The following is a 20,783-nucleotide window of genomic DNA, read 5'->3' as shown; positions in this document are numbered from 1 at the left end:
CCGGTCGGCTCATATCATCGGTCCAGCACGCAACCGATCGGGCCCAAGGACCTGCACATGACATCCCTCCCTTCGACCGCCGACAGTTCGGACCGGTCCCACCCCAGCGACGGCTTTCTCAAGCTCGCCGTCGGAGCCGTGGGCGTGGTGTTCGGCGACATCGGCACCAGTCCGCTTTATGCCATGAAGGAAAGCTTCATCGGCCCCCATCCGCTCGTGCTGGACGAGATGCACATCTACGGCGTCCTGAGCCTGATCTTCTGGACCATGACCCTGGTCGTGACGCTCAAGTACGTCGCCATCGTGCTGCGGGCCGACAACCGCGGCGAGGGCGGCAGCCTCGCCCTGCTTGCGCTGGTGTCCCGGGGCCTTGGCGGACAGCGCTCGACCGCCCTCCTTGTCCTCGGCGTGCTTGCGACGGCTCTCTTCTATGGAGATGCCATCATCACGCCGGCCATCTCGGTCCTTTCGGCCGTCGAGGGGCTGACCGTGGTCGAGGCGCGGCTCGAACCACTCGTGCTCCCCCTTGCCCTTATCATTCTCGTCGGACTTTTCCTGATTCAGGCGCGCGGGACGGCCCGTGTCGGCTCAGTGTTCGGGCCCATCGTCCTCGTCTACTTCGCCACCCTGGCCATTTTGGGCGTGGCCAACATGGTCCATCATCCCGAGATCCTGGGCATCCTAAACCCCCTGTGGGCGGTCAGGTTCTTCGCCTTGGATCCGGCCCTCGCCTTCCTGGCCCTGGGTTCGGTGGTGCTGGCGGTCACGGGCGCCGAAGCCCTTTACGCCGACATGGGCCATTTTGGCCGGCGTCCCATCGCGCTCTCCTGGCTGACACTGGTCTGGCCCTGCCTCATGCTCAACTACATGGGCCAGGGGGCGCTCCTGCTCGACCAGCCCGAGGCCATCTCGAACCCCTTCTATCTGATGGCGCCCGACTGGGCGCGGCTGCCGCTCGTGCTCATCGCGACGCTCGCTACCGTCATCGCCAGTCAGGCGGTGATCTCCGGGGCGTTCTCCGTGACGCATCAGGCGGTGCAGCTCGGCCTCCTGCCCCGCATCCGCACGCTCCATACCAGCGAGTCGGCGGCGGGGCAGATCTACATTCCCTCGGTCAACTGGATCCTGATGGGCCTTGTCGGCCTTCTGGTCCTCGCGTTCCAGGAATCGACGCGGCTGGCCTCGGCTTACGGGATCGCGGTCACGGGGACGATGTTCATCACGACTTGCCTTCTGGGGATCCTCGCCATCACCATATGGCGTTGGAACCGTTGGCTGGTCGCGTCGGTGATCGGTCCCTTCCTGCTTGTTGATGGCGCCTACCTGGCGTCGAACCTCACCAAGATTCCGGACGGGGGCTGGTTTCCGCTTCTCGTGGGCGCCGTGGTGTTCACCATCCTGACGACCTGGTCCGCGGGGCGGCGGCTCCTTCAGGAGCGTCTGGCGGAAGGCTCGACGCCACTCGAGGTCGTGGTTCGCTCGGCCGGACGTTCGGCCATCCGGGTCCCGGGGACGGCGGTGTTCATGACCTCCAACCCGGTGGCCGTGCCGCCGGCGCTTCTCCACAACCTCAAGCACAACCGCGTGCTCCACGACCGCAACGTTCTCCTGACGGTCGTTGTCGAGGAAATCCCCAGGGTCGCGCCCCTGCGGCGCGCGGAAACCGTCCAGCTGGGCGATGGTTTCTGGCGCGTGATCCTGCATTACGGCTTCATGGAGGAAGTGGACGTGCCCGCGGCGCTGGCCGAGGTTTCGACCTGCGGCGCTCCGTTCCGGGTGATGGAGACGAGCTTCTTTTTGGGTCGGCAGACGCTGATCGCCTCGGACCGTCCCGGCATGGCCATCTGGAGGGAAAAGCTGTTCGCCCTGATGGTCCGCAACGCCGCCAGCGCCATGGAGTTCTTCCGGCTTCCGACGAACCGGGTGGTGGAGCTGGGAAGTCAGGTGGAGATCTGACAGGCGGCGGTTCGGCCCGGGACCAGATGGATCCGTGCGCCGGGGGAGCGGTTGATTCGGGGTGACTCCGCCCTCACCTGACCCCCTTCTTCAGCCGTCCGCCGACGAGGTCCACGGGGCCTCACCGTCGGGCCGCCCTGCACGGCAGCTCCCCTGACCCGACTCCGACCCGCTGCGGGACAGGACCCAAGCGGTGGTTCCGGTGGAGCGGATCGGGGCAAAGGGATCGGCGCCCCCTCCGGAACCTGCGCCCCCCCGAGGCATTGAGTCCCCGACCGCCCGGCTGGATCGGGGGTCGCGCCGCCGAATGTGAGCCCAAAGGAGGCACCGTGGTTGCCACATACGCTCCGGGTCCCTTGAGACCGCTCCATCCGCTTCACTCCATCCTGCTCGCTTTTCCGTTCACCTTGTTCCTGAGCGCTCTCGTCTGTGACATCGCTTATTCGCGGACCTTCGAGATTCAGTGGGCGAACTTTGCATCCTGGCTCAACGCCGGCGGACTTCTTGGAGGCGGCCTTGCCCTGCTTTGGGCTTTCATCAACCTGATCCGCAGCCGCGACTACCGTAGCGGCCGGGCGGTGGTCTACTTTGTCCTGCTCCTGGCCACCTGGGTGGCCGGCTTCATCAACGTCCTCGTCCATGCCAAGGATGCCTGGGCTACCATGCCCGAAGGTTTGTACCTGTCGATCCTGGCGACGGCCCTGGCACTCGTGGCCGCCTGGATCGGCTTCTCCGGGCTTCGCGTCAGGGAGATGAGATGATGCGCCTGCTCCTGCTGACCGGCCTACTTGCGGCCGCCCCCATGTTCGCCATGGGCCAGTCTGCCTCCTCGCAGGTCGGCTCGGACCCCGAACTGCCCGAGCCAAGCCGCGGCCTTCTTCCTTCCATGACCATTCCAAGGCCCGCGCTGTGGGGCGAGGATCTCCCGACGGTGCCCGACGGCTACACGATCACGCCTATCGCCACGGATCTCATGATCCCGCGTCAGACCCTGGTTCTGCCCAATGGCGACATCCTGGTCGCCGAAGGCACCGGAGGTGGCGCGCCGGCACTACGTCCCAAGGACCTGATCGCAGGGTTCATCAAGAGCCTGGGCAAGAGCTCGGTCAAAGGCGGGAATCGGCTGACGCTGCTGCGCGATGCCGACGGGGATGGCACCTATGAATATCAGGGGGTCTTCGCTGACGGCCTGAATGCGCCCTATGGGCTCGCCTTGGTGGATGGTGCGCTTTATGTGGCCAACCAGGACGCGGTCGTCCGGTTCGACTACGTCGACGGCCAGACCGAAGCGGATGGCGAGCCGGAGACGCTCACGGAGCTGCCGTCGGAGATCAACCACCACTGGACCAAGGCGATGACCGCCAGCGCCGACGGCCGTTTCCTCTATGTCGGCATCGGCTCCAACAGCAACATCACCGAGCGCGGCATCGAAGCCGAAGAGAACCGGGCCATGATCTGGGAGATCGACGTGGCGACCGGCGCGCACAGGCCCCTGGCCACCGGCCTGCGGAATCCCACCGCTCTGGCCATCCAGCCCGGGACAGGCCAGCTTTGGGCAGTCGTCAACGAAAGGGACGAGATCGGTCCCGACCTCGTCCCGGATTACCTGACATCGGTGCAGGAGGGCGCCTTCTACGGCTGGCCCTACAGCTACTGGGGCCAGAACGTCGACACGCGCGCGCAGCCGCAGAACCCCGATCTGGTCGCCTCCGCCATCAAGCCGGATTACGCGTTGGGGGCGCATGTGGCCGCGCTTGGCGTCGCGTTCTCGAACCCCGCCATGGGAGATGCCTTCGCAGACGGGGTCTTCGTCGGTGAGCATGGCAGTTGGAACCGCAGCGAACCGGTGGGCTACAAGGTGGTGTTCGTGCCGTTCAGGGATGGCCGACCAGCCGGCGACCCCATCGATGTCGTGACCGGGTTCCTTCTGGACGAGGACAACACCCGCGGACGGCCCGTCGGGGTGACCGTGGACCCACGCGGAGCACTGATCGTGGCCGACGACCTGTCGAACACGATCTGGAGGGTCGCGCCGACCGAGCAGCCGACACCGCCTGCGCCGGCTGCCCCTTAAGGCCCGGCGCGGGGATCCGGCCGGCCTGAGAACCGGCCGCCCCAACCTGCCCGGTGGAAGGGCCATCCTAAGGCGGTAACGGGGGACATCCCCTCTCGAACTCCTGACCTTGAAGCAACCACCTGGCTGCGTTTTGAAGGTCGTCCGATGGGACAGACCGGCCGGCAGCGTCACCGATCAAGCGCGCACGCCATTTCGCGGGACAGTGGGCCTGAAGGCCCGCACTCATGGAATGATCGCTCGGGTCGACTGCACTGAAAACCTGCTTGCCCAGCGCCTGTTCTTGCAACCTGCGCGGCCCGGCACGGAGGCCCAGGCGGACCGGCCTGCCTCCAGCTGGACTGCGGAGCACGATGTCGGCTTGGGCCATCGACCTTCAGGACCGACCGAGCACCCGCGCCTCCTGGGCCCAGGCCTGGCAGGCCGCTGCGAGCCCCCTGTCGGTTTCCACGCTGATGCCCGCGAGGGACAGCCTCACCTGCTCCCGCAGCGGACACATGGACAGTCGGCAGGTCGGGAGGCGGCGCAGCCGCTCCGCCAGCCCGGTCTCTGCGCTGTATGCCCGTTCAAGGAAGAAGAACCAGGGTTCCGCGACCTGGCTGTCCCATCGGGGCAGTGCGGCGCCCCAGTTGTCCATCAACTCGGCCAGTGCGGTCAGTTGCGCCCCAGGCTGCGACGCGGAGTCCTGCGGCTCCTGAGTCACGGGAGTAGCCAGGGGCGTCCGGCCCTGTCCAGACGAAGTGGAGCCCAAGGACAAGCCGAGCGTCGGCCGCGATCCAGCAGGAGCCCTGCTCTCCGGGGCAGTGGTCTCGACCGTCTCTTTCACCATCGGCCGAGGGGCGGACTGGATGCAGTGTTCGGACACGGATCGACCCTCTCGTATGCATCGTGAACTTGGCCGGCTGGCCGCCGTCGCAATGCGCCTCCCAGTTCGGCTAAGTGGCCTGCTGGTTCGACTGCGACCAGAAACGCTTATGCCTGAGCGGATGCTAGAGCGTCGACGGCCGAGTCGTAAAGATGCCGAGGCACCACAGAGAGGGGATTGCTCGGGCAGACCAAGGCATGTGGTGCATTCGGGAGCCGGTCAGGCACCCACTCTCTGGGGCAATTTTCGGGCGCCTGACGCGGTCGTGCTGCAAACCTGTCGCGCTTCCCTCTAGAAGCCGCCTCAACCAGCAAGCAGAAGAGATGTGCTGGGGTAGGTTGTGGGCGTCCGACTCGGACGGTCGGCGATAGAGGCGGAGATGAACGGGACGGCAGGCAGTGGTGGGGCTCCGAAACCAACCTCGTGGCGGAGACGAGTCGATTTCGAGATCCTGCTGGACGGGATTCCCGCACTCGTCTTCATCTGCGATACGGGCGGAGCCTGCGTTTTCGCGAATGCCGAGGTGCAGAAGGCGACCGGGCTGAGCGAAGACGAATGGCTGGGTGGCGGCTGGATCAGCGCCATCCACCGTGATGATCGCATCCGGGTGGCCCGTGCCTGGGGACGAGCGATCAGCGCCAGCGAACCCTTCGAGCTCGAGTACCGGATCCGGACGGCCTCGGGTGATCATGACTGGTACCTCGTCCGCGCAAGGCCGGTTCGGGAGAACCGGCGCATCGTGCACTGGATCGGGCACGCCACCGACGTCGACGACCGTCGGCGCGAGAGCGAAGTCCATGCCGCCCGACTGACGGCAGAAGCAGAGCGGAAGGAGTCCGAACGGCGGCAGGTGGAGGAATTCGCGGCACGGCTTATCGAGGCCAACGCCGACTGCATCCAGACGCTATCGCTCGACGGTCGCCTTCTGACCATCAACGCTGCCGGCTCGGCGGCCATCTCGATGGACCTCGACGACGTCGTGCTGGGCCGCTCGTGGATCGGACGCTGGCCCACGGCCGCCGGACGGGCCTCGGCCTGGAACGCGGTCAGCGATGCGGCCAAGGGCGGCATCGGACGCTTCACTGCGCCGTTCATCTCGGCCACCGGAGAGCGTCGATGGTGGAACGTGGCGATCACGCCCATGCGGGACGCCGATGGCGAGGTTCAGAGCCTGCTGTGCGTGTCGCGGGACGTCACCGAGGGCCGTGAAGCGCTCGAGCGGCTCAATCTTATCACGACCACGGTGCGCGAGGGATTCTACCAGTTCGATTGGGACAACTGGCGCCTCCTTTACGCCAGCCCCGCCTACGAGGATATCTGCGGCCGTCCGGAAGGGACATTCCCGGATGATGTCAGGGCCCACCAGCGGGCCATCCATCCCGAGGATTACGAGGTGGTGGCGTCGGCTTGGGCTCAGCTCGAGAATGGCGGAAGCCGACGGATGGAGTACCGCATCACCCACCCGGATGGTCGGATCCGTTGGGTGCGGGATCTGGCCTATCCGATCCGGAACGACCACGGCAAGGTGACCCAGGTGGTGGGTTCCGTCGAGGACATCACGGACGCCCGGCAGACCGAGGACATGCTCCGGCTGGTCACGGAGACGGTGCGCGAGGGGTTCTACCTCTTCGACGCCTCGCAGGGCGATGTGCTCTATGCCAATCCGGCACTCGACAAGATCTGGGGACGGTCCTTCGCCGAGAGCAGTGCGACCCATTTCGGCTTCCTGGAATGGGTTCATGCCGATGACCGCGTTCGGCTCCTCAACGGGCTGAAGGAGGTGCGGCAGGGTCAGCAGACCCGGACCGCCTTCCGGATCACCCGCCCCGACGGGACGGTCCGGCACCTGCGCGACCTCTGCCATCCGATCGTCGACCGGGCCGGGCGCGTCACGCATGTGGCGGGCACTGTCGAGGACGTGACCGAGATCCTCAAGACCGAGGAGCAACTCAAGCTCATCGCCGAGACCGTGCAGGAGGGCTTCTACCAGACCGATATCGCGACGGGATGCTCGCTGTATTCGTCCCCGGGCTGTGAGCGCATCCTGGGCAGGTCGCCCCGGATCCTGGAGTCGGAGCCGGCCACCTATCTCGACTGGGTTCACCCGGACGACCGCGGGCGGGTGGAAGAGATGATGTCCCGGGAGCGTGAAGGAGAGCCCAACCGGATCGTCTACCGCATCGTGCGGCCGGACGGCGAGGTCCGCTGGGTGCGTGACCTGAACCATCCGGTCTTCGATGCCGGCGTTCCTGTGCAGACCGTCGGCACCTTCGAGGACATCACGGAGATCATGCAGGCGGAGGCGCGCGCCGAAGCGGCCAGCCAGGAGCGTTACAGGAGCATCTTCGAACTGGCGGCCGTTGGGATTGCCCGTGTGTCCATGGATGGCCGGATCATCGAGGCGAACCAGCGGTTCGGCGAGATCCTGGGATGGCCGATGGAGGAGTTGACGGCTCTGACGGCGCAGCAAGTGGCCCATCCGATCGATTACGCCAAGGCCTGGGACGAGACCCAGGCGCTGCTGCGGCGCGAGGTGTCGTCATTCTCGGTTCCCATGCGTTATCGGACGGCGACGGGAGAATGGGTTCGGACCCGCCTTTCGGTGAGTTCGGCCTACGACGCCGAAGGCAGGCATGATCACTTCGTGTCCGTGCTGGCGCCGTTGGAAGACCGCTGGCCGAGGCCGATGGCCGCTTCGGCCTGATTGGAGCTTCGCTGTCCAAAGGGAGACGTTCAGGGGCCGAAGCCGCGTCTTCACGGCTCCGGCCCGTGCCAGCCGGTGACCCCCTGGGGACCTTGGCGCCGCCTCTGCGGCTGACCGGCGCCCAGCCCGGACCTGCATCCTTCGCCCGCGCTACGGCTCGGCTCCTGTCAGCGACGACCTCCGCCCCAAGCCAACCAGGACCGGGTCCCCGCAGGCCCATCCATGTCCTGCCATCCCGGGACCGACGGTCCAGATGCATGTGTTCCGGGACGCGGATCGTCGAACGGCAGCGTCCCTGACTGCTGCGCCATCGTTGGTCACCGCTGCAACGGGCCTGGCCCCGCCGGAAGTTCGCAAGGGGCGCGTAGGCCGACCCCGATCCCGGCTTCCACCTTTCGCCTGAGGAAGTTCGGCCAGATTGGCCTTCTGACCCAGCTGCGGTCATCATTCCCGCAGGCTCCCCGTTCCCCCGGTCCTTGCCGACGGGCTGTCCACGTTCATGACTGCGGGCTCGGGGGTCTGGCCCTTTGCCGCGCCGTGCATGGCGCAGTGCGCGACGGGTCCCCGCCGTGCCGATCCATACTCAACCGATCAGGACCTGAAGGGCTTGGGCGATCTTTCCGGGCGCCATGGCCAAGTCCGCCCGACCAAGGTCCAGCGCGGCGGCGGGCATGTCGAAGTGCCCCGCTGAGGCCTCATCCTGGGCGATGGTGATGCCGCCCGCCTCGGCCACGGCGCGCATCCCCCTGGCGCCGTCCCACATGGCACCGCTCAGCACAACGGCAATGGTGCGGTCCCCGAAGGCGTCCGCCGCGCTCCGGAACAGCACGTCCACGGCGGGCCGCCACCAACCCACCCGCTCGGCCGAGGAGAGCGCCAGCCGGCGTTCGGGTCCCACCAGGAGGTGGCGGTCGGGGGGCGCCACGAACACCGTGCCGGGACGCAGCGCCTCTCCGTCCTCGGCCCACTTCGTCCGCAGCCCCGTGCGGTAGCCCAGCACCTCGGGCAGCTTGCTGGGCAGCGTGGCCGAGAGGTGCTGCGCGAGAAGGACGGGCAGCGGAAAATCCGCCGAAAGGCGCGAGAGCAGATCGTGCAGGGCCGCGATGCCGCCAGCCGAGGCGCCGATCACGACCACATCATAGGCCAAGGCCGCCGCAAGAGGGGCGTCGCAAGGCCGCGGCGACAAGGGGGAACGTGTCTGATCGGGCATGGTTGTGTTCGACAGCTTACATAGGTGGCCGCCGCTCTGTCCGCCAGATGACACGGTCGCCGTTCCAGCAACCTCGTCCAGAAGGGACATCGCATGCAGAAGCCAGACCGGGGCGTGGTTCCGAAACGACCACCCGTGAACCGCATCCTGGAGGCCCTCCCCCCCGAGGAGCGGGGGATCCTGGGACCGCACCTGGAAACGGTCCCCCTGCTCTACCGCGAGGACCTCTACGTGGCCAACAGCCGGGTCGAGCATGTCTGGTTCATCCATCGCGGCGTCGCCTCGTTGGTCACCGAGATGCCGGAAGGCGCCGATCTCGAGTTCGCGACCGTGGGGTCCGAAGGAATGATCGGCCTGCCGGTCTTCCTCGGGGCCGACCAGATGGCCAGCAAGGCTTTCATCCAGGTTCCGGGCGAAGGAGCCCGGATCAGGGCGGAGGACTTCCGGTCGGTGATCGGACGCTGCCCGGAGCTGACCCGGCGGCTCCTGCGCTACACGCTCGCGCTCATGAACCAGATGGCGCAGAACGCCTCGTGCAACCGCACGCATGAGGTCGAGGAGCGCTGCGCGCGCTGGCTGCTCATGACCCAGGACCGGGTGGGCGAGCCCTCCTTCCCCCTCACCCAGGAGTTCCTGGCGCAGATGCTGGGCGTGCGCCGGCCCACGGTGTCGGTCGCGGCCGGGATGCTCGCCAAGGCGGGGCTCATCTCCTACCAGCGTGGGCAGATGCTGATCCTCGACCGCGAGGGCCTCCTGGGCGCCACCTGCGAGTGCTACGGCATCATCACCGGCGAATTCGACCGGCTGGTGGGCGCCAAGGGCTGACGCCGCGCCCGATCCAAGGGCGTGCCCAGGCGAACGATCGCGGAGCGAATGTCATGACGGGCCCGGCGCGCTGCGACTGACGGCGACGCTACAAAGGCTGCGTGCCGCCGGTGGTGCCGGGACCCGGCTCCTCCCCGGCTGGCGCCGACTCCTGCTCCAGCCGCGCGATGGTGCGCAGTATCTCGTCCCGATGGTCCTGCCACTGCCGCAGCGTCCCCTGGAGAGTGGCCAGGAGCGCCTCGGCCATGCCGATGTCCTGCCCCGTTGCCCGCAGTCGGCCCACGAGATCGGCCTGGTTGGCGATGCGCGCTTCGCCCTCCGCGATGTCCCGCTCGGCCTTTGCGAGGGTCGCCCTCTCGGTCGCCAGATTCAGCATGGCCTCCCCTCCTCGCCGTCGTGGCGGGCCTGCCTGCAACCAGGACCCGACTGATTGCGGAACATATCGAAGCCGGCGGTTGTTCCCCCCCACGCCTTACCAGGAGCGCGGCCCCCGTGGACACCCGGGACATCATCGTGATCGGGGGATCGTCGGGCGCGACCGCGCCGCTGAAGACCATCCTGGGCGCCCTGCCGTCCGATCTGCCCGCGTCGGTGTTCGTGGTCCTGCACATCCCGGCACGGAGCCTCGGAATCCTCGCCACGGTGACCCAGGCCGCGAGCCACCTTCCGGTCCGGCCGGCCGAGGACGGCATGCCCATCGAGCCCGGGCACATCTACCTGGGTGTCCCCGACCGGCACCTCCTGCTCGTGGACGGGCACATCCGCCTGGGGCGCGGCCCGCGCGAGAACATGGCGCGCCCCGCCATCGACCCGCTGTTCCGCTCGGCGGCGGTGTCCTACGGCTCTCGCGTGGTGGGCGTGCTGCTGAGCGGGCTTCTCAACGATGGGGCGGCGGGGCTTTCGGCGATCAAGCGCTGCGGGGGACTCGCGCTCGTGCAGGACCCGCAGGACGCCATTGCGGACGAGATGCCGCTGGCCGGGCTCCGGGCCGTGACGGCGGACCTCGTCGGCCCCTCCACGCGCCTGGGTGACGTGCTTTCGGACCTTGTGCGCGAGGCGGCCGGCCCCCGCGTCCTGATCCCGCCCGAGATCCAGCTCGAGGTCGACATCGCCGCGGGCGAGCGGGTCGACAGCGGCGTGGTCAGCCGCTTTGCCGATCCATCCCCGCTTGTCTGTCCCGACTGCGGGGGCGTCATGTCCCAGGTCCGCGGGCCCGGGCCGCTCCGCTTCCGCTGCCAGGTGGGGCATGCCAAGACCGCCGAGGTGCTGGCCTACGAGCAGGAGAACACGGTGGACGAGGCGCTGCGGGTGGCGCTGCGCATCATCGAGGAGCGGGCCGAGCTGGTCAGCCGCATGGCGGAGGACGGCCGCAACTCGGGGCGCCGCGCCGTGGCCGAGATGTACGAGGAGCGCTCCGAGGAGTACCGCCGCTACGCCGACACGCTCCGCCGGGCGGTTCTGATGTCCATGGGACGGGCCAGTCCCTCGGGCGACGAAGGCGGGCAGGAGACGACGTGATGCCTCAGTCGGGTCAGGCTCCGGCGAGCGGCTTGGCGGCTGGCGTTTCGCCGCGGCGCGACCTACAGCTTGGCGGCAAGGTGACGTCGCGCAGGGGCGGCCCCGAGCTGCGCGCGATGCAAAGGGCAGGTGAACATGTCCCCCAACACGACCCCGACCCGCGAGGCTGACGCCTCCGTCCTTGTCGCGATCACCGCCTCGGCCGCCCGGATCGGCTCGCTGGAGGCGGTGCTGACGACCCTGCCCCCCCGCGAGGATGCCGCGCTCATCATGGTGCTCCAGCTCCGCGAGGCGCTGGACGAGGCGCGGCTGCGGGCCGCCGCCGGGGCCGGCGGGCACACCCTGGTGGAGATCGCGGACGGGATGCCCGTCGAGCCCGGTCGCCTGTACCTGCCGCCCATGAACGTGATCGCCACGCTGGAAGACGGCCGCTTCCGCACGCACCCCGCCGAGCAGGCCCCGGGCGCGCGGGGTGTGATCGACAGCTTCCTCGTCTCGCTGGCCACGCAGGGCGGCGGGCGCGCCCTTGTGGTGGCGCTCGATGGAACGGACGGCGATGGGACGCTGGGGGTGAAGGAGATCAAGGAGGCCGGGGGCCTGGCCCTGGCCGAGGACACCGAGGAATCGCGCGCCCACGCCCTGGCCTCCAGCGACAGCCCCGTCGCCCTCGCGGATGCCGTGCTGCCCGTCGCGGAGCTGGCGGGGCGGATCGTGATCCTGATCCAGCAGATCGGCGAGACCGCGGACCCGGGAGCGGCTGCGGCCCCGGACACGCCCGAGGCCCGCGCGGCGCTCGGGACGATCGCCGGGATCCTGCGGAGCCGCACCGGCCACGACTTCCACGGCTACAAGCCCGGCACCTTCCTGCGCCGGGTGCAGCGGCGCATGCAGGCGCTGATGATCGGCGATCTGAGCGACTATATCGAGACGCTGCGCGCGAGCCCCACCGAGGCGCAGGACCTGTTCAACGACCTCCTGATCGGCGTGACCGAGTTCTTCCGCGATCGTCGGGAGTGGGAGCTGCTGGAGCGGGAGGTCGTCCCCCGGCTCTTCGAGGGCAAGGGGCCACGCGACCCTCTGCGCGTCTGGGTGGTGGGCTGCTCCACGGGCGAGGAGGCCTATTCCATCGCCATCCTCCTGGCCGAGCACCGCGCCCGGATGGACGACCCTCCGCCCGTCCAGATCTTCGCCTCCGACCTCGACGGGCGCGCGCTCGCCGCCGCGCGGGCCGGGCGCTACGCCGACCGGATCGCCGGGCAGATGAGCCCGGAGCGGCTGGGCCGGTTCTTCGTCAAGGAGGGCGACACCTACTGCGTCACCAAGGAGCTGCGGGAGATGTGCGTCTTCTCCCAGCACAGCCTCATCAAGGACGCCCCCTTCTCGCGCCTCGACCTCGTGTCCTGCCGCAACCTCCTCATCTACCTCGACGCCGAGCTTCAGGAGCGGGTGATCCCGCTCTTCCACTTCGCGCTGCGCCCCGGGCGCTTCCTCTTCCTTGGCAACAGCGAGAACGCCTCGCGCCACACGGCCCTTTTCGCGCCTCTCGAGGCTCGCTCCCGGATCTTCCGGCGGCTCGACACCGCCACCCGGGTCCTTCCGGACTTCCCCTTCACGGCCGTGGACCGGCGGGCGCTGACGCAGGGCGCTCCGCTCCCGCCCGCCGAACCAACCCGCTCCGATGGCGCCGACCTCACCCGCTGGGCCGAGCGGGTCATCGAGCAGCTCTCGCCCGCCTACGTGATCGTCGACCCGCAGCACAACGTGCTGCACTTCTCGGGCACAATCGGCCCGTTCCTCGCCCCCTCCCGCGGCGCGGCCTCGCTCAACCTCCTGCAGCTCATTCATCCGGCCCTGAGGCTGGACCTGCGCACCGCGCTCGCTCGCGCCGCCGAGCAAGGGCATACGGCGGAGCTGCATGGCCTGGAGCTGGCCACCCATCCCCATCGCCTCATCGACCTGGTCGTGGAGCCGCGCCTTTCGGCCTCGGGGATGCCGACGGGCTTCCTCGTGGCCTTCAAGGACCGGCAGCCGCACCCCGACTCCGCCGCGCCGGGCGCCGCGCCGTCCAGCGCCGACCCGGTCGAGCACACCCGCCGCCTGGAGGACGAGCTGCGCGTCACGCGCGACCACCTCCAGGGCACGGTCGAGGAGCTGGAAAGCACCAACGAGGAGCTGAAGTCCTCCAACGAGGAGTACCAGTCCCTCAACGAGGAGCTGCAGTCCGCGAACGAGGAGCTCGAGACCTCCAAGGAGGAGCTCCAGTCCGTCAACGAGGAGCTGACCACCGTCAATGGCGAGCTCGCCCACCGCGTCCAGGAACTTGGCCGCGCCAACAGCGACCTCAAGAACTTTCTCGAAGCGACCCAGATCGCCACGCTCTTCCTCGACAACGAGCTTCGCGTGACGAACTTCACCCCGGCCACGGCGGACCTGTTTCACCTGCTCGAATCCGACGAAGGCCGACCCATCACCCACATCAAGGCGCGCGTCCACTACGACGAGATCGAACGCGACGCCCGCCGGGTGCTGCGCACCCTCGTCCCCGTCGAGCGGGAGGTGGGCGACCCCGAGACGGGTGCTCGCTTCGCGGTGCGCGTGCTGCCCTACCGCTCGACCGACAACGTCATCGCCGGCGTCGTCGTCACCTTCGTGGACGTGACCGCCCGGCGCGAAGCCGAGGAGCGCCTGAGGGAAAGCGAGGAGCGCCAGGCGTTCCTCCTCAAGCTTGGCGACGCGCTGCGGGCGGAACCCAGCGCCGATGCCGTGACGAACCGCGCGATCGCCATGCTGTCCGGGCACCTGCAGCTCGACCGTTGCTATGTCGGCGTCTACCGGCTCGCGGAGGACCGCGGGGACTTCACCCATCAGGTCGGCAACGACCGGGTGCCGCCTTTGCCCGCAGGCGTTCGCCTATCCGACTTCCCGGCCGCCCTTCGGGTCGCGTTCGACCGGACCCTGGTGATCGAGGACATCGCGACGGCAGAGGGCCTGACCGCCACGGACCGGCAGAACCTCGCAGGGCTCGGCTATCGCGGGCTTGTCGCCGCGAGCCTGCGCCGGGGCGAGAACAAGCCGCTCTGGTCGATCGTCGGGGTCTCGGCGGATCCCCGGCGCTGGACGGCGGGCGAGGTCGCGCTGATGGAGGAGGTGACCGAGCGCACCTGGGCGGCGGTGGAACGCGTGCGGGCTGAGGCGGCGCTGCGCGCGAGCGAGGCGCGGCTGAAGAACGTCCTGCAGATCCAGACCGTGGGCGTGATGTTCTGGGGCAAGGACTTCGCCCTGACGGAGGTGAACGACGCCTTCCTGCGCTTGACCGGCTTCACGCGCGAGGAGTCGCTGGGCCGGACCTGGGCCGACCTGACCCCGCCGGAGTTCCACGAGGCGTCGCGCAAGGCCGTCGAGGAGGTGCTCACGCTGGGCGGAAGCACCCCTTACGAAAAGCAGTACTTCCGCAAGGACGGCTCGCGCTGGTGGGGTCTCTTCGCCGCCCGCCGGATCGGGGACGAGGTGGTGGAGTTCGTGCTGGACGTGACCGAGCGGCGCGAGGCCGAGGAGGCCCTGCAGGAGAGCGAGGCGCGACTCGCCACCATTTTCGCCTCGGCCTCGGTGGGACTGTCGGAGATCACGCTCGAGGGGCGCTTCCTCCAGGTCAACGACGAGCTCTGCCGCATCCTGGGCCGGTCGCGGGACGAACTCCTGCGCCTGTCGATCCCGGAGGTGACCCACCCCGAGGACATCCCCCCGAGCCTCGAGGCAGTCGTGCAGGCCCGGCAGGGCAGCACCGCCAGCCTCGACAAGCGCTACCAGCGCCCCGACGGCTCGGCCATCTGGGCCAACAGCCGTGTCGCGGTGCTGCGGCACGGGGAAGGACAGCCCGACACCCTGCTCGCGGTCACCATGGATATCACGGAGCGGCGTGAGGCCGAAGCGGCGCTGCGGGAAAGCGAGGAGCGCTTCCGGGCCATCGTCGAGACCGCCAAGGACTACGCCATCTTCACCACCGACGCCGGGGGCCGGATCGAGACCTGGCCCACGGGGGCCCACGAGGTCTTCGGCTGGACCGCCGAAGAAGCCGTGGGCCGGCCCGTCGACATCACCTTCACCCCCGAGGACCGGGAGGCGCACCAGCCCGAGACGGAACGGCAGGAGGCGCGCGACGCGGGCCAGGCCCCGAACGTGCGCTGGCATGTTCGCAAGGACGGCTCGCGGGTGTTCATCGAGGGCATCACGCGGCCCCTGACCGGGCCCGACGGACAAATCCTGGGCTTCCTGAAGATCGGCCAGGACGTGTCCGAACGCCGGGTGGCCGAACAGGCGTTGCACGACAGCGAGCTGCGGTTCCGCACCTTGGCCGAAGGGATTCCGCAACTCGTCTGGCGCGCCGTCGATGACGGGCACTGGACCTGGGCCAGCCCGCAGTGGACAGCCTTCACCGGACAGGCCGAGGAGGCCAGCCATGGCAGGGGTTGGCTGGACGCCCTCCATCCCGATGACCGGCAAGCCGCGCGGGAGGCGTGGGAGCAGTCGAAGACGACCGGCACGTTCGAGGCCAACTATCGGATCCGCGAGGCGACCAGCGGGACCTACCGCTTCTTCCAGACCCGCGCACGGCCGGTCCGCGACGAAGCGGGCGCCATTGTGGAATGGCTGGGCACCTCGACGGATGTGCAGCACCTGCGCGAGCTCCAGGATCGGCAAGGCGTGCTGGTGGCCGAGCTCCAGCACCGGACCCGCAACCTCATGGGCGTGGTGCGCGCGACACTGGCCACGACGCTTGGGGAGCACCCGACCCAGGAGGCTTTCGTGCCCGCCTTCCGTGGCCGGCTCGACGCGCTGGCGCGCGTGCAGGGCCTGCTCTCCCGCCTCCACGAGGGCGACCGCGTCGCCTTTGACGAGCTCCTCCGCACCGAGCTCGGCGCCCTGGGCGCAGTGGACGCGGATGGCCGCGGCGAGCGCGTGACCCTGGACGGGCCCAGGGGCGTGCGACTGCGCTCGAGCACGGTCCAGACCTTCGCGCTGGCGCTCCACGAGCTTGCGACCAACGCCGCCAAGTACGGGGCCTTGGCCCAGCGGGACGGCCAGCTTGCCGTGCGCTGGCGCATGCTTCGTGGCAAGGATGGCCCTCGGCTCCGGGTCGAGTGGATCGAGACAGGGGTGGCCATGCCGGAGCCCGGGGCGGCCCCGCAGGGAACAGGCTACGGGCGCGAGCTCATCGAGCGGGCGCTCCCCTACCAGCTCAAGGCCGAGACAACCTATGAACTCGGAGCGGACGGCGTGCGTTGCACGATCACCCTGCCCTTGTCCTCCCGGGAGGAGCGAGCCGATGCCTGATCCCGATTTCCGCTTCTCTCTGCGCGACCGTCGTGTCCTCGTGGTGGAAGACGAGTACCTGCTGGCCAACGATCTCTGCACCGAGCTGGAGGAAGCAGGCGCCGAGGTGATGGGGCCCGTGCCGACCGTGGCCGAGGCTCTGGCGCTGCTCGCCACCGGTGCACCGCCCGACGTGGCCATCCTCGACGTGAACCTCGGGGGCGAGATGGTCTTTCCCGTGGCCGAGGTCCTGCGCGACCGGCGCATCCCGTTCATGTTCGCCACCGGCTACGACGCGTGGTCGCTGCCTCGGGCCTATGTGGACATCCCGCGCTGCGAGAAACCGTTCGACGTGGAGCGCTGCCTTCGGACCCTGTTCGAGTAAGTGGCCCATCAGCCATAAAGGCATGTCGCAGGGCCAAGGTCTTGCCACGACGCCCTGGCACGCTGAGCACCAGGCGCAGGCCGGTGCAAAGGGAGCGAACCTATGTGCCGTTGTCCGGCTTGGGGACGCTTGTTCCTTCGAGGCCAAGCCGTTCTGGTGACGGCCCGACCTTGGGAGCGGAAGGTTGCGCCGTCCCGGCCGCCTTCGACCCTTTGACAAGTGACCCCGTGGCGTCCAGCAGGTCGCGTGACTGCTGGATGGCCTCTTGCGAGGTCTGGATGAGCCCTTGATCGCGTGCTGTGACTGACATGTTCTTGGTCGGGATGGCCATAAGCGCGCTCCTCGCGATGCAGGCGGGAGCGCACGTCTCTCTCAGCCACCAGGGCCCACGGGTTCGGTTCGGCTGGCGATGGCTGACTGCTAGGTCGTTCGGCTTTGATGCCAAGCACAAGACCAATCGGCGCCAGCAACCTGCGACAGGATCAACGACCGGACGGACACGGACCGCGTCCGAGCGCCCGCCCCGCGCGATGGTCGGTTCGGGCATCCGGCCCTCGCGAGTGGCCCAGCTTAGGCGCGTGACCCTGTCGGGATCAGCGATGCGGTGGGTCACCGGTACGCAACGTTCGCAGTTTAGAGAATCGAGCCCATCGATCGTGGAAGCTCATCGCTAGCGGCCGACTGAGCGGACCTATACTTACCTCACCCCGAAAGGCAGTTCAGCACAGGAGGCAAGAACCAGATGCGGCTCGGCGCTTCCGATCTGTCATGTCGCTTCAGCAGCAGTTTCCTGCCCGATCCTATATTCTTGCGAACGAACCTCCGTCACAGTGGCACCTACTCCGGCGCTCGCATGAATGACCGTACCGGTGTCCGCCTCCGCCAAGCCTATCGGCTGCCGATTGAGAACCATCGCGGCAATTCGAGGTTTCGGCATTCGCCGTGGATCCAGCTCAGCGAGAGGCTCTGTCTGCCAGCTGACCGCCCCAGAGCGCGCCCACCTGAGGGGTCTGTGCAATCGCGGCGCCGAACCAACGTCGTGTGAGCTCGCGTCAGGCGCCTCCAGATCTTCCGCGAGTACGCCGAGGGCCGCACGCCGCGTGAGATCGCGCCTCAGCTCAACAAGGAGGGCGTCCCCTGCCCCGCCTCTGGCAGGCGGGAAGTCACGCCCGCTTGGAACCAGTCCACCATCCAGGGCAATCGCGACCGCGGCACCGGCATCCTCAACAACGAGCTGTACGTCGGCGTCCGCGTGTGGAACCGGCTTGAGTACCGGCTCCATCCCGACACCCGCAAGCGGGCCTCGCGGCTGCGGGATCCTTCGGAGCACAAGATCGCCGCGGTGCCGCACCTTCGCATCGTTCCCGACGATCTCTGGCAGGCCGTGAAGACGCGCCAGGACGCCCACGACGTCAAGCGGGCCGAGCGGATCGCCAAGGGCGCGAAGGGCCTCTCCCAGATCCAAGGGGTCCGCAAGATCAAGTACCTGCTCTCGGGCCTGCTGCGCTGCGGTCGCTGTGGTGGGTACCTGACCATCGCAGGCTCTGGGGACAAGCGGTACTACTGCTCGGACTCCAAGCAGAAGGGCTCGGCGATCTGCGAGGGCCAGCCCGGGATCCGCCAGGAGGAGGCCGAGCGGCGGGTGCTCGCGGGCCTGCAGCGGCACCTCCTCACCGACGCGGCCTACGCCGCCTTCAAGGCTCGCGTGGACACCGAGGCGGCCGTATTGGAAGAACGGGCCAACGGGGAGATCAGGCGGGTCGAGGACCAAGTCGCCGAGGCTCGCGAGGCGGTCAACAACCTCGTCGCGGCCATGGCCAAGGGCCGGACCAGCACCGCACTCTTCGACGCCCTGGAGAAGGCCGAGGCCCAGCTCGCCACCTGGGAGGCGAAGCGGGCGGAGATGACGCCCGTCGTCTTCGACCTGCCCCGGGTCTATCGCGGTTAGGTCCGGCGCCTCGCGGCGTCGCTCTCGCACGAGGTAGCGCTCGGCCGGGCGAGTCTCGCGCTGCGGAGCCCCATCGAGAAGGTCGTGGTCACCTGGGACAAGGCGGTCGAAAGCCACACCGTGGCGATCGAGGGGAGGCTTTGCGCCCTTCTCGATCTCGGCGGTGCGCGGGCCGTCGCGTTCTCGCCCGATGATCGCTTGGAAGTCGAGGCAACTACGCCCGCCACGCTCGACGCCGATCAAGATGTCGAGGTCCTTCTTAGGGACGTCGATCCGGAGGATGACCCCGACGGCCAGCAGCCGCCGTCGGGGAGGCGGCCCCTCAAAGCCGGGGCGCCACTTGCCAGCCCCGACCAACCCCGCACCCCAGACTGAAGCCCGCGCAGGTGGCGCGGGCTTTCGTGTTTCTGGGGCGACGGCTTTGCTCCACCCCGAGGCACCCGCCGGCGCACCCAAGACCCACGGGGCTGACACATCGTCCCCGAACGACAAAGCCCCCGCGCATCGCTGCAACGGGGGCTTCGGGTGGTCTGGTCTTTGTGCAAACCAGAGTGAACTGGCCCCTGTTTCGAGCGGACACCTGGGCATGATTATGGAGGCTTAGGCACAGCCCTAATCACGAGCTTATGTCTGACGTTGAGATCATCACGGACGGCGGCCGGCGCCGTCGTTGGTCCGCGGCCGAGAAGCTCCGCATCGTCGAGGAGACGTTGGACGAGCGGGCCAGCATCTCGGTCGTGGCTCGCTGCAACGGCGTCGCCCCGAACCTGCACTACCGTTGGCGACGGCTCATGCTGGAGGGCGGGAGCGTGGCGGTTACCGGCGACGACGAGGTGACGAGCAACAAACTCGTCCGGCAGATGGAAGACCGCATCCGCGAGCTTGAGCGCCAGCTCGGGCGCAAGACGCTGGAAATCGAGATCCTGAAGGAGGCTTTGGACAAGGCGCGCCCAAAAAAACCGATGTGGCTAGCGCCATCGCCGCTCAAGGACGGTTTCCGATGAAGGCCATCGCGGAGGTGCTCGGGGTGGCTCGCTCGAACCTGCACGACCGGCTGAAGGGCGCGACCAAGCCGCGTCGGCGCTATCACAAGGCGCAAGACACGACGGTGGTGCCGCCCATCATGGCTCTCGCGACAGCGCGGCCGACCTATGGCTACCGGCGCATCACGGCCGTGCTGAACCGGCAGCTCCGGGCGGACGGGCTGGTCCCGGTGAACCACAAGCGCGTTTACCGCATCCTGCAGGCTCACAGCCTCCTTCTGGCCCGTCATTACAAGGAGCGGCCGGACGTGACGCACGATGGCAAGGTCATCGTCATGCGTTCTAACCTGCGCTGGTGTTCAGACGGCTTCGAGTTCACGTGCTGGAACGGGGAGGTGGTGAGAGGTGCGTTCATCATCGACGCGCACGACCGCGAGATCATCAGCTGGTGCGCCGTGGCGAACGCCGGCATCAGCGGCTCCGATGTCCGGGACATGATGCTGGAGGCCGTCGAGAAGCGCTTTGGCGGCTGCCGGGCACCCCAACCGGTGGAGATGCTCAGCGACAACGGCTCGCCCTACACCGCCAAGGACACCCGGATCTTCGCCCGCCAACTCGGCCTCAAGCCCTGCTTCACCCCGGTGAAAAGCCCCCAGAGCAACGGCATCTCGGAGGCCTTCGTGCGCACGCTGAAACGCGACTACGTCCAGGTGACCCCACTCCCCAGCGCCGAGGTGGTCCTCGGATTGCTCCCCTCCTGGTTCGAGGACTACAACGCCCACCACCCGCACTCCGGGCTGAAGATGCGCTCGCCTCGCGAGTTCATCGCTGCCCAAACCGCAACCGCCTGAGTGTCCGATCAAATGGGGGCCAAATCACAGAGCAGGTTATCACCTGCGCTGGTTCGTTCGCTCAACTTGGTTGCGGGGGCAGGATTTGAACCTGCGGCCTTCAGGTTATGAGCCTGACGAGCTACCGGGCTGCTCCACCCCGCGGCGAGGGTTG

General features: G+C 68.3%; 15 protein-coding genes and 1 tRNA gene. 11 read left to right on the top strand and 5 right to left on the bottom strand.

What is annotated here, in order from left to right:
• Window positions 1–57: 57 nt before the first annotated feature.
• The 3 genes from J3P31_RS16760 (at window position 58) to J3P31_RS16750 (ending at window position 4,030) form a co-directional block, all read left to right on the top strand.
• Entirely contained in the window at window positions 58–1,956 is a 1,899-nt protein-coding gene (locus J3P31_RS16760; protein ID WP_210529653.1) for a potassium transporter Kup, read from the top strand.
• A gap of 329 nt (window positions 1,957–2,285) precedes the next feature.
• Entirely contained in the window at window positions 2,286–2,717 is a 432-nt protein-coding gene (locus tag J3P31_RS16755) for a DUF2231 domain-containing protein (protein WP_210529652.1), read from the top strand.
• Window positions 2,714–4,030: a PQQ-dependent sugar dehydrogenase gene (locus tag J3P31_RS16750; protein WP_210529651.1), complete on the top strand. Its 1,317-nt coding sequence runs from the start codon at window positions 2,714–2,716 to the stop codon at window positions 4,028–4,030. Before J3P31_RS16755 ends, J3P31_RS16750 begins: the two co-directional genes overlap by 4 nt.
• 376 nt (window positions 4,031–4,406) lie before the next feature.
• On the opposite strand, the gene J3P31_RS16745 is transcribed toward J3P31_RS16750, so the two are convergent.
• Window positions 4,407–4,733 (bottom strand): hypothetical protein, encoded by a 327-nt coding sequence (locus J3P31_RS16745; RefSeq protein ID WP_210529650.1) that lies wholly within the window; start codon window positions 4,731–4,733, stop codon window positions 4,407–4,409.
• A gap of 541 nt (window positions 4,734–5,274) precedes the next feature.
• Between J3P31_RS16745 and J3P31_RS16740 the strand changes: the two genes are divergently transcribed.
• Window positions 5,275–7,599 carry a PAS domain-containing protein gene (locus tag J3P31_RS16740; RefSeq protein WP_210529649.1) on the top strand — a complete coding sequence of 775 codons (2,325 nt, stop codon included), beginning with the start codon at window positions 5,275–5,277 and terminating at the stop codon, window positions 7,597–7,599.
• Between the two features lie 583 nt (window positions 7,600–8,182).
• Here J3P31_RS16740 and J3P31_RS16735 read toward each other — a convergent pair.
• The gene (locus tag J3P31_RS16735) at window positions 8,183–8,809 is read right to left on the bottom strand and encodes a chemotaxis protein CheB (RefSeq protein ID WP_210529648.1); all 627 of its coding nucleotides are present in this window, start codon (window positions 8,807–8,809) and stop codon (window positions 8,183–8,185) included.
• 93 nt (window positions 8,810–8,902) lie between these two features.
• On the opposite strand from J3P31_RS16735, the gene J3P31_RS16730 reads away from it, so the two are divergent.
• Window positions 8,903–9,634 (top strand): Crp/Fnr family transcriptional regulator, encoded by a 732-nt coding sequence (locus J3P31_RS16730; RefSeq protein ID WP_210529647.1) that lies wholly within the window; start codon window positions 8,903–8,905, stop codon window positions 9,632–9,634.
• An 88-nt stretch (window positions 9,635–9,722) separates the two neighbouring features.
• Here the strand turns inward: J3P31_RS16730 and J3P31_RS16725 are convergent, their stop codons facing one another.
• A complete protein-coding gene (locus tag J3P31_RS16725) occupies window positions 9,723–10,010 on the bottom strand; it encodes a hypothetical protein (RefSeq protein ID WP_210529646.1) in 288 nt (95 codons plus the stop codon).
• 116 nt (window positions 10,011–10,126) lie between these two features.
• On the opposite strand from J3P31_RS16725, the gene J3P31_RS16720 reads away from it, so the two are divergent.
• The 3 genes from J3P31_RS16720 (at window position 10,127) to J3P31_RS16710 (ending at window position 16,847) form a co-directional block, all read left to right on the top strand.
• The gene (locus J3P31_RS16720) at window positions 10,127–11,152 is read left to right on the top strand and encodes a chemotaxis protein CheB (protein ID WP_210529645.1); all 1,026 of its coding nucleotides are present in this window, start codon (window positions 10,127–10,129) and stop codon (window positions 11,150–11,152) included.
• Between the two features lie 135 nt (window positions 11,153–11,287).
• Entirely contained in the window at window positions 11,288–16,483 is a 5,196-nt protein-coding gene (locus tag J3P31_RS16715; protein ID WP_210529644.1) for a PAS domain S-box protein, read from the top strand.
• Window positions 16,476–16,847: a response regulator gene (locus tag J3P31_RS16710; RefSeq protein ID WP_210529643.1), complete on the top strand. Its 372-nt coding sequence runs from the start codon at window positions 16,476–16,478 to the stop codon at window positions 16,845–16,847. The genes J3P31_RS16715 and J3P31_RS16710 overlap by 8 nt, the downstream gene beginning before the upstream one ends.
• Window positions 16,848–16,947: 100 nt before the next feature.
• Here the strand turns inward: J3P31_RS16710 and J3P31_RS16705 are convergent, their stop codons facing one another.
• Window positions 16,948–17,178, bottom strand: a complete 231-nt coding sequence (locus tag J3P31_RS16705; RefSeq protein WP_210529642.1) for a hypothetical protein — start codon at window positions 17,176–17,178, stop codon at window positions 16,948–16,950.
• A gap of 735 nt (window positions 17,179–17,913) precedes the next feature.
• On the opposite strand from J3P31_RS16705, the gene J3P31_RS21885 reads away from it, so the two are divergent.
• The 3 genes from J3P31_RS21885 to J3P31_RS16690 all read left to right on the top strand — a co-directional run bounded on the left by J3P31_RS21885 (window position 17,914) and on the right by J3P31_RS16690 (window position 20,629).
• Window positions 17,914–18,795 carry a recombinase family protein gene (locus J3P31_RS21885; RefSeq protein WP_368373103.1) on the top strand — a complete coding sequence of 294 codons (882 nt, stop codon included), beginning with the start codon at window positions 17,914–17,916 and terminating at the stop codon, window positions 18,793–18,795.
• Window positions 18,796–18,879: 84 nt separating this feature from the next.
• The gene (locus J3P31_RS16695) at window positions 18,880–19,170 is read left to right on the top strand and encodes a hypothetical protein (protein ID WP_210529640.1); all 291 of its coding nucleotides are present in this window, start codon (window positions 18,880–18,882) and stop codon (window positions 19,168–19,170) included.
• A 251-nt stretch (window positions 19,171–19,421) separates the two neighbouring features.
• Window positions 19,422–20,629 (top strand): IS3 family transposase gene (locus J3P31_RS16690; protein WP_246849595.1). Its coding sequence is split into 2 segments (ribosomal slippage): window positions 19,422–19,746 and window positions 19,746–20,629, totalling 1,209 coding nucleotides; the frame shifts between segments, so codons are not numbered across the junction.
• 67 nt (window positions 20,630–20,696) lie between these two features.
• Here the strand turns inward: J3P31_RS16690 and J3P31_RS16685 are convergent.
• Window positions 20,697–20,773, bottom strand: a tRNA-Met gene (locus J3P31_RS16685).
• Window positions 20,774–20,783: the final 10 nt, after the last annotated feature.

Origin of the sequence: Rubellimicrobium arenae (assembly GCF_017916275.1) — a bacterium.
Taxonomy (GTDB): Bacteria; Pseudomonadota; Alphaproteobacteria; order Rhodobacterales; family Rhodobacteraceae; genus Rubellimicrobium; species Rubellimicrobium arenae.
This window is presented reverse-complemented; position numbering and strand designations above follow the sequence as displayed.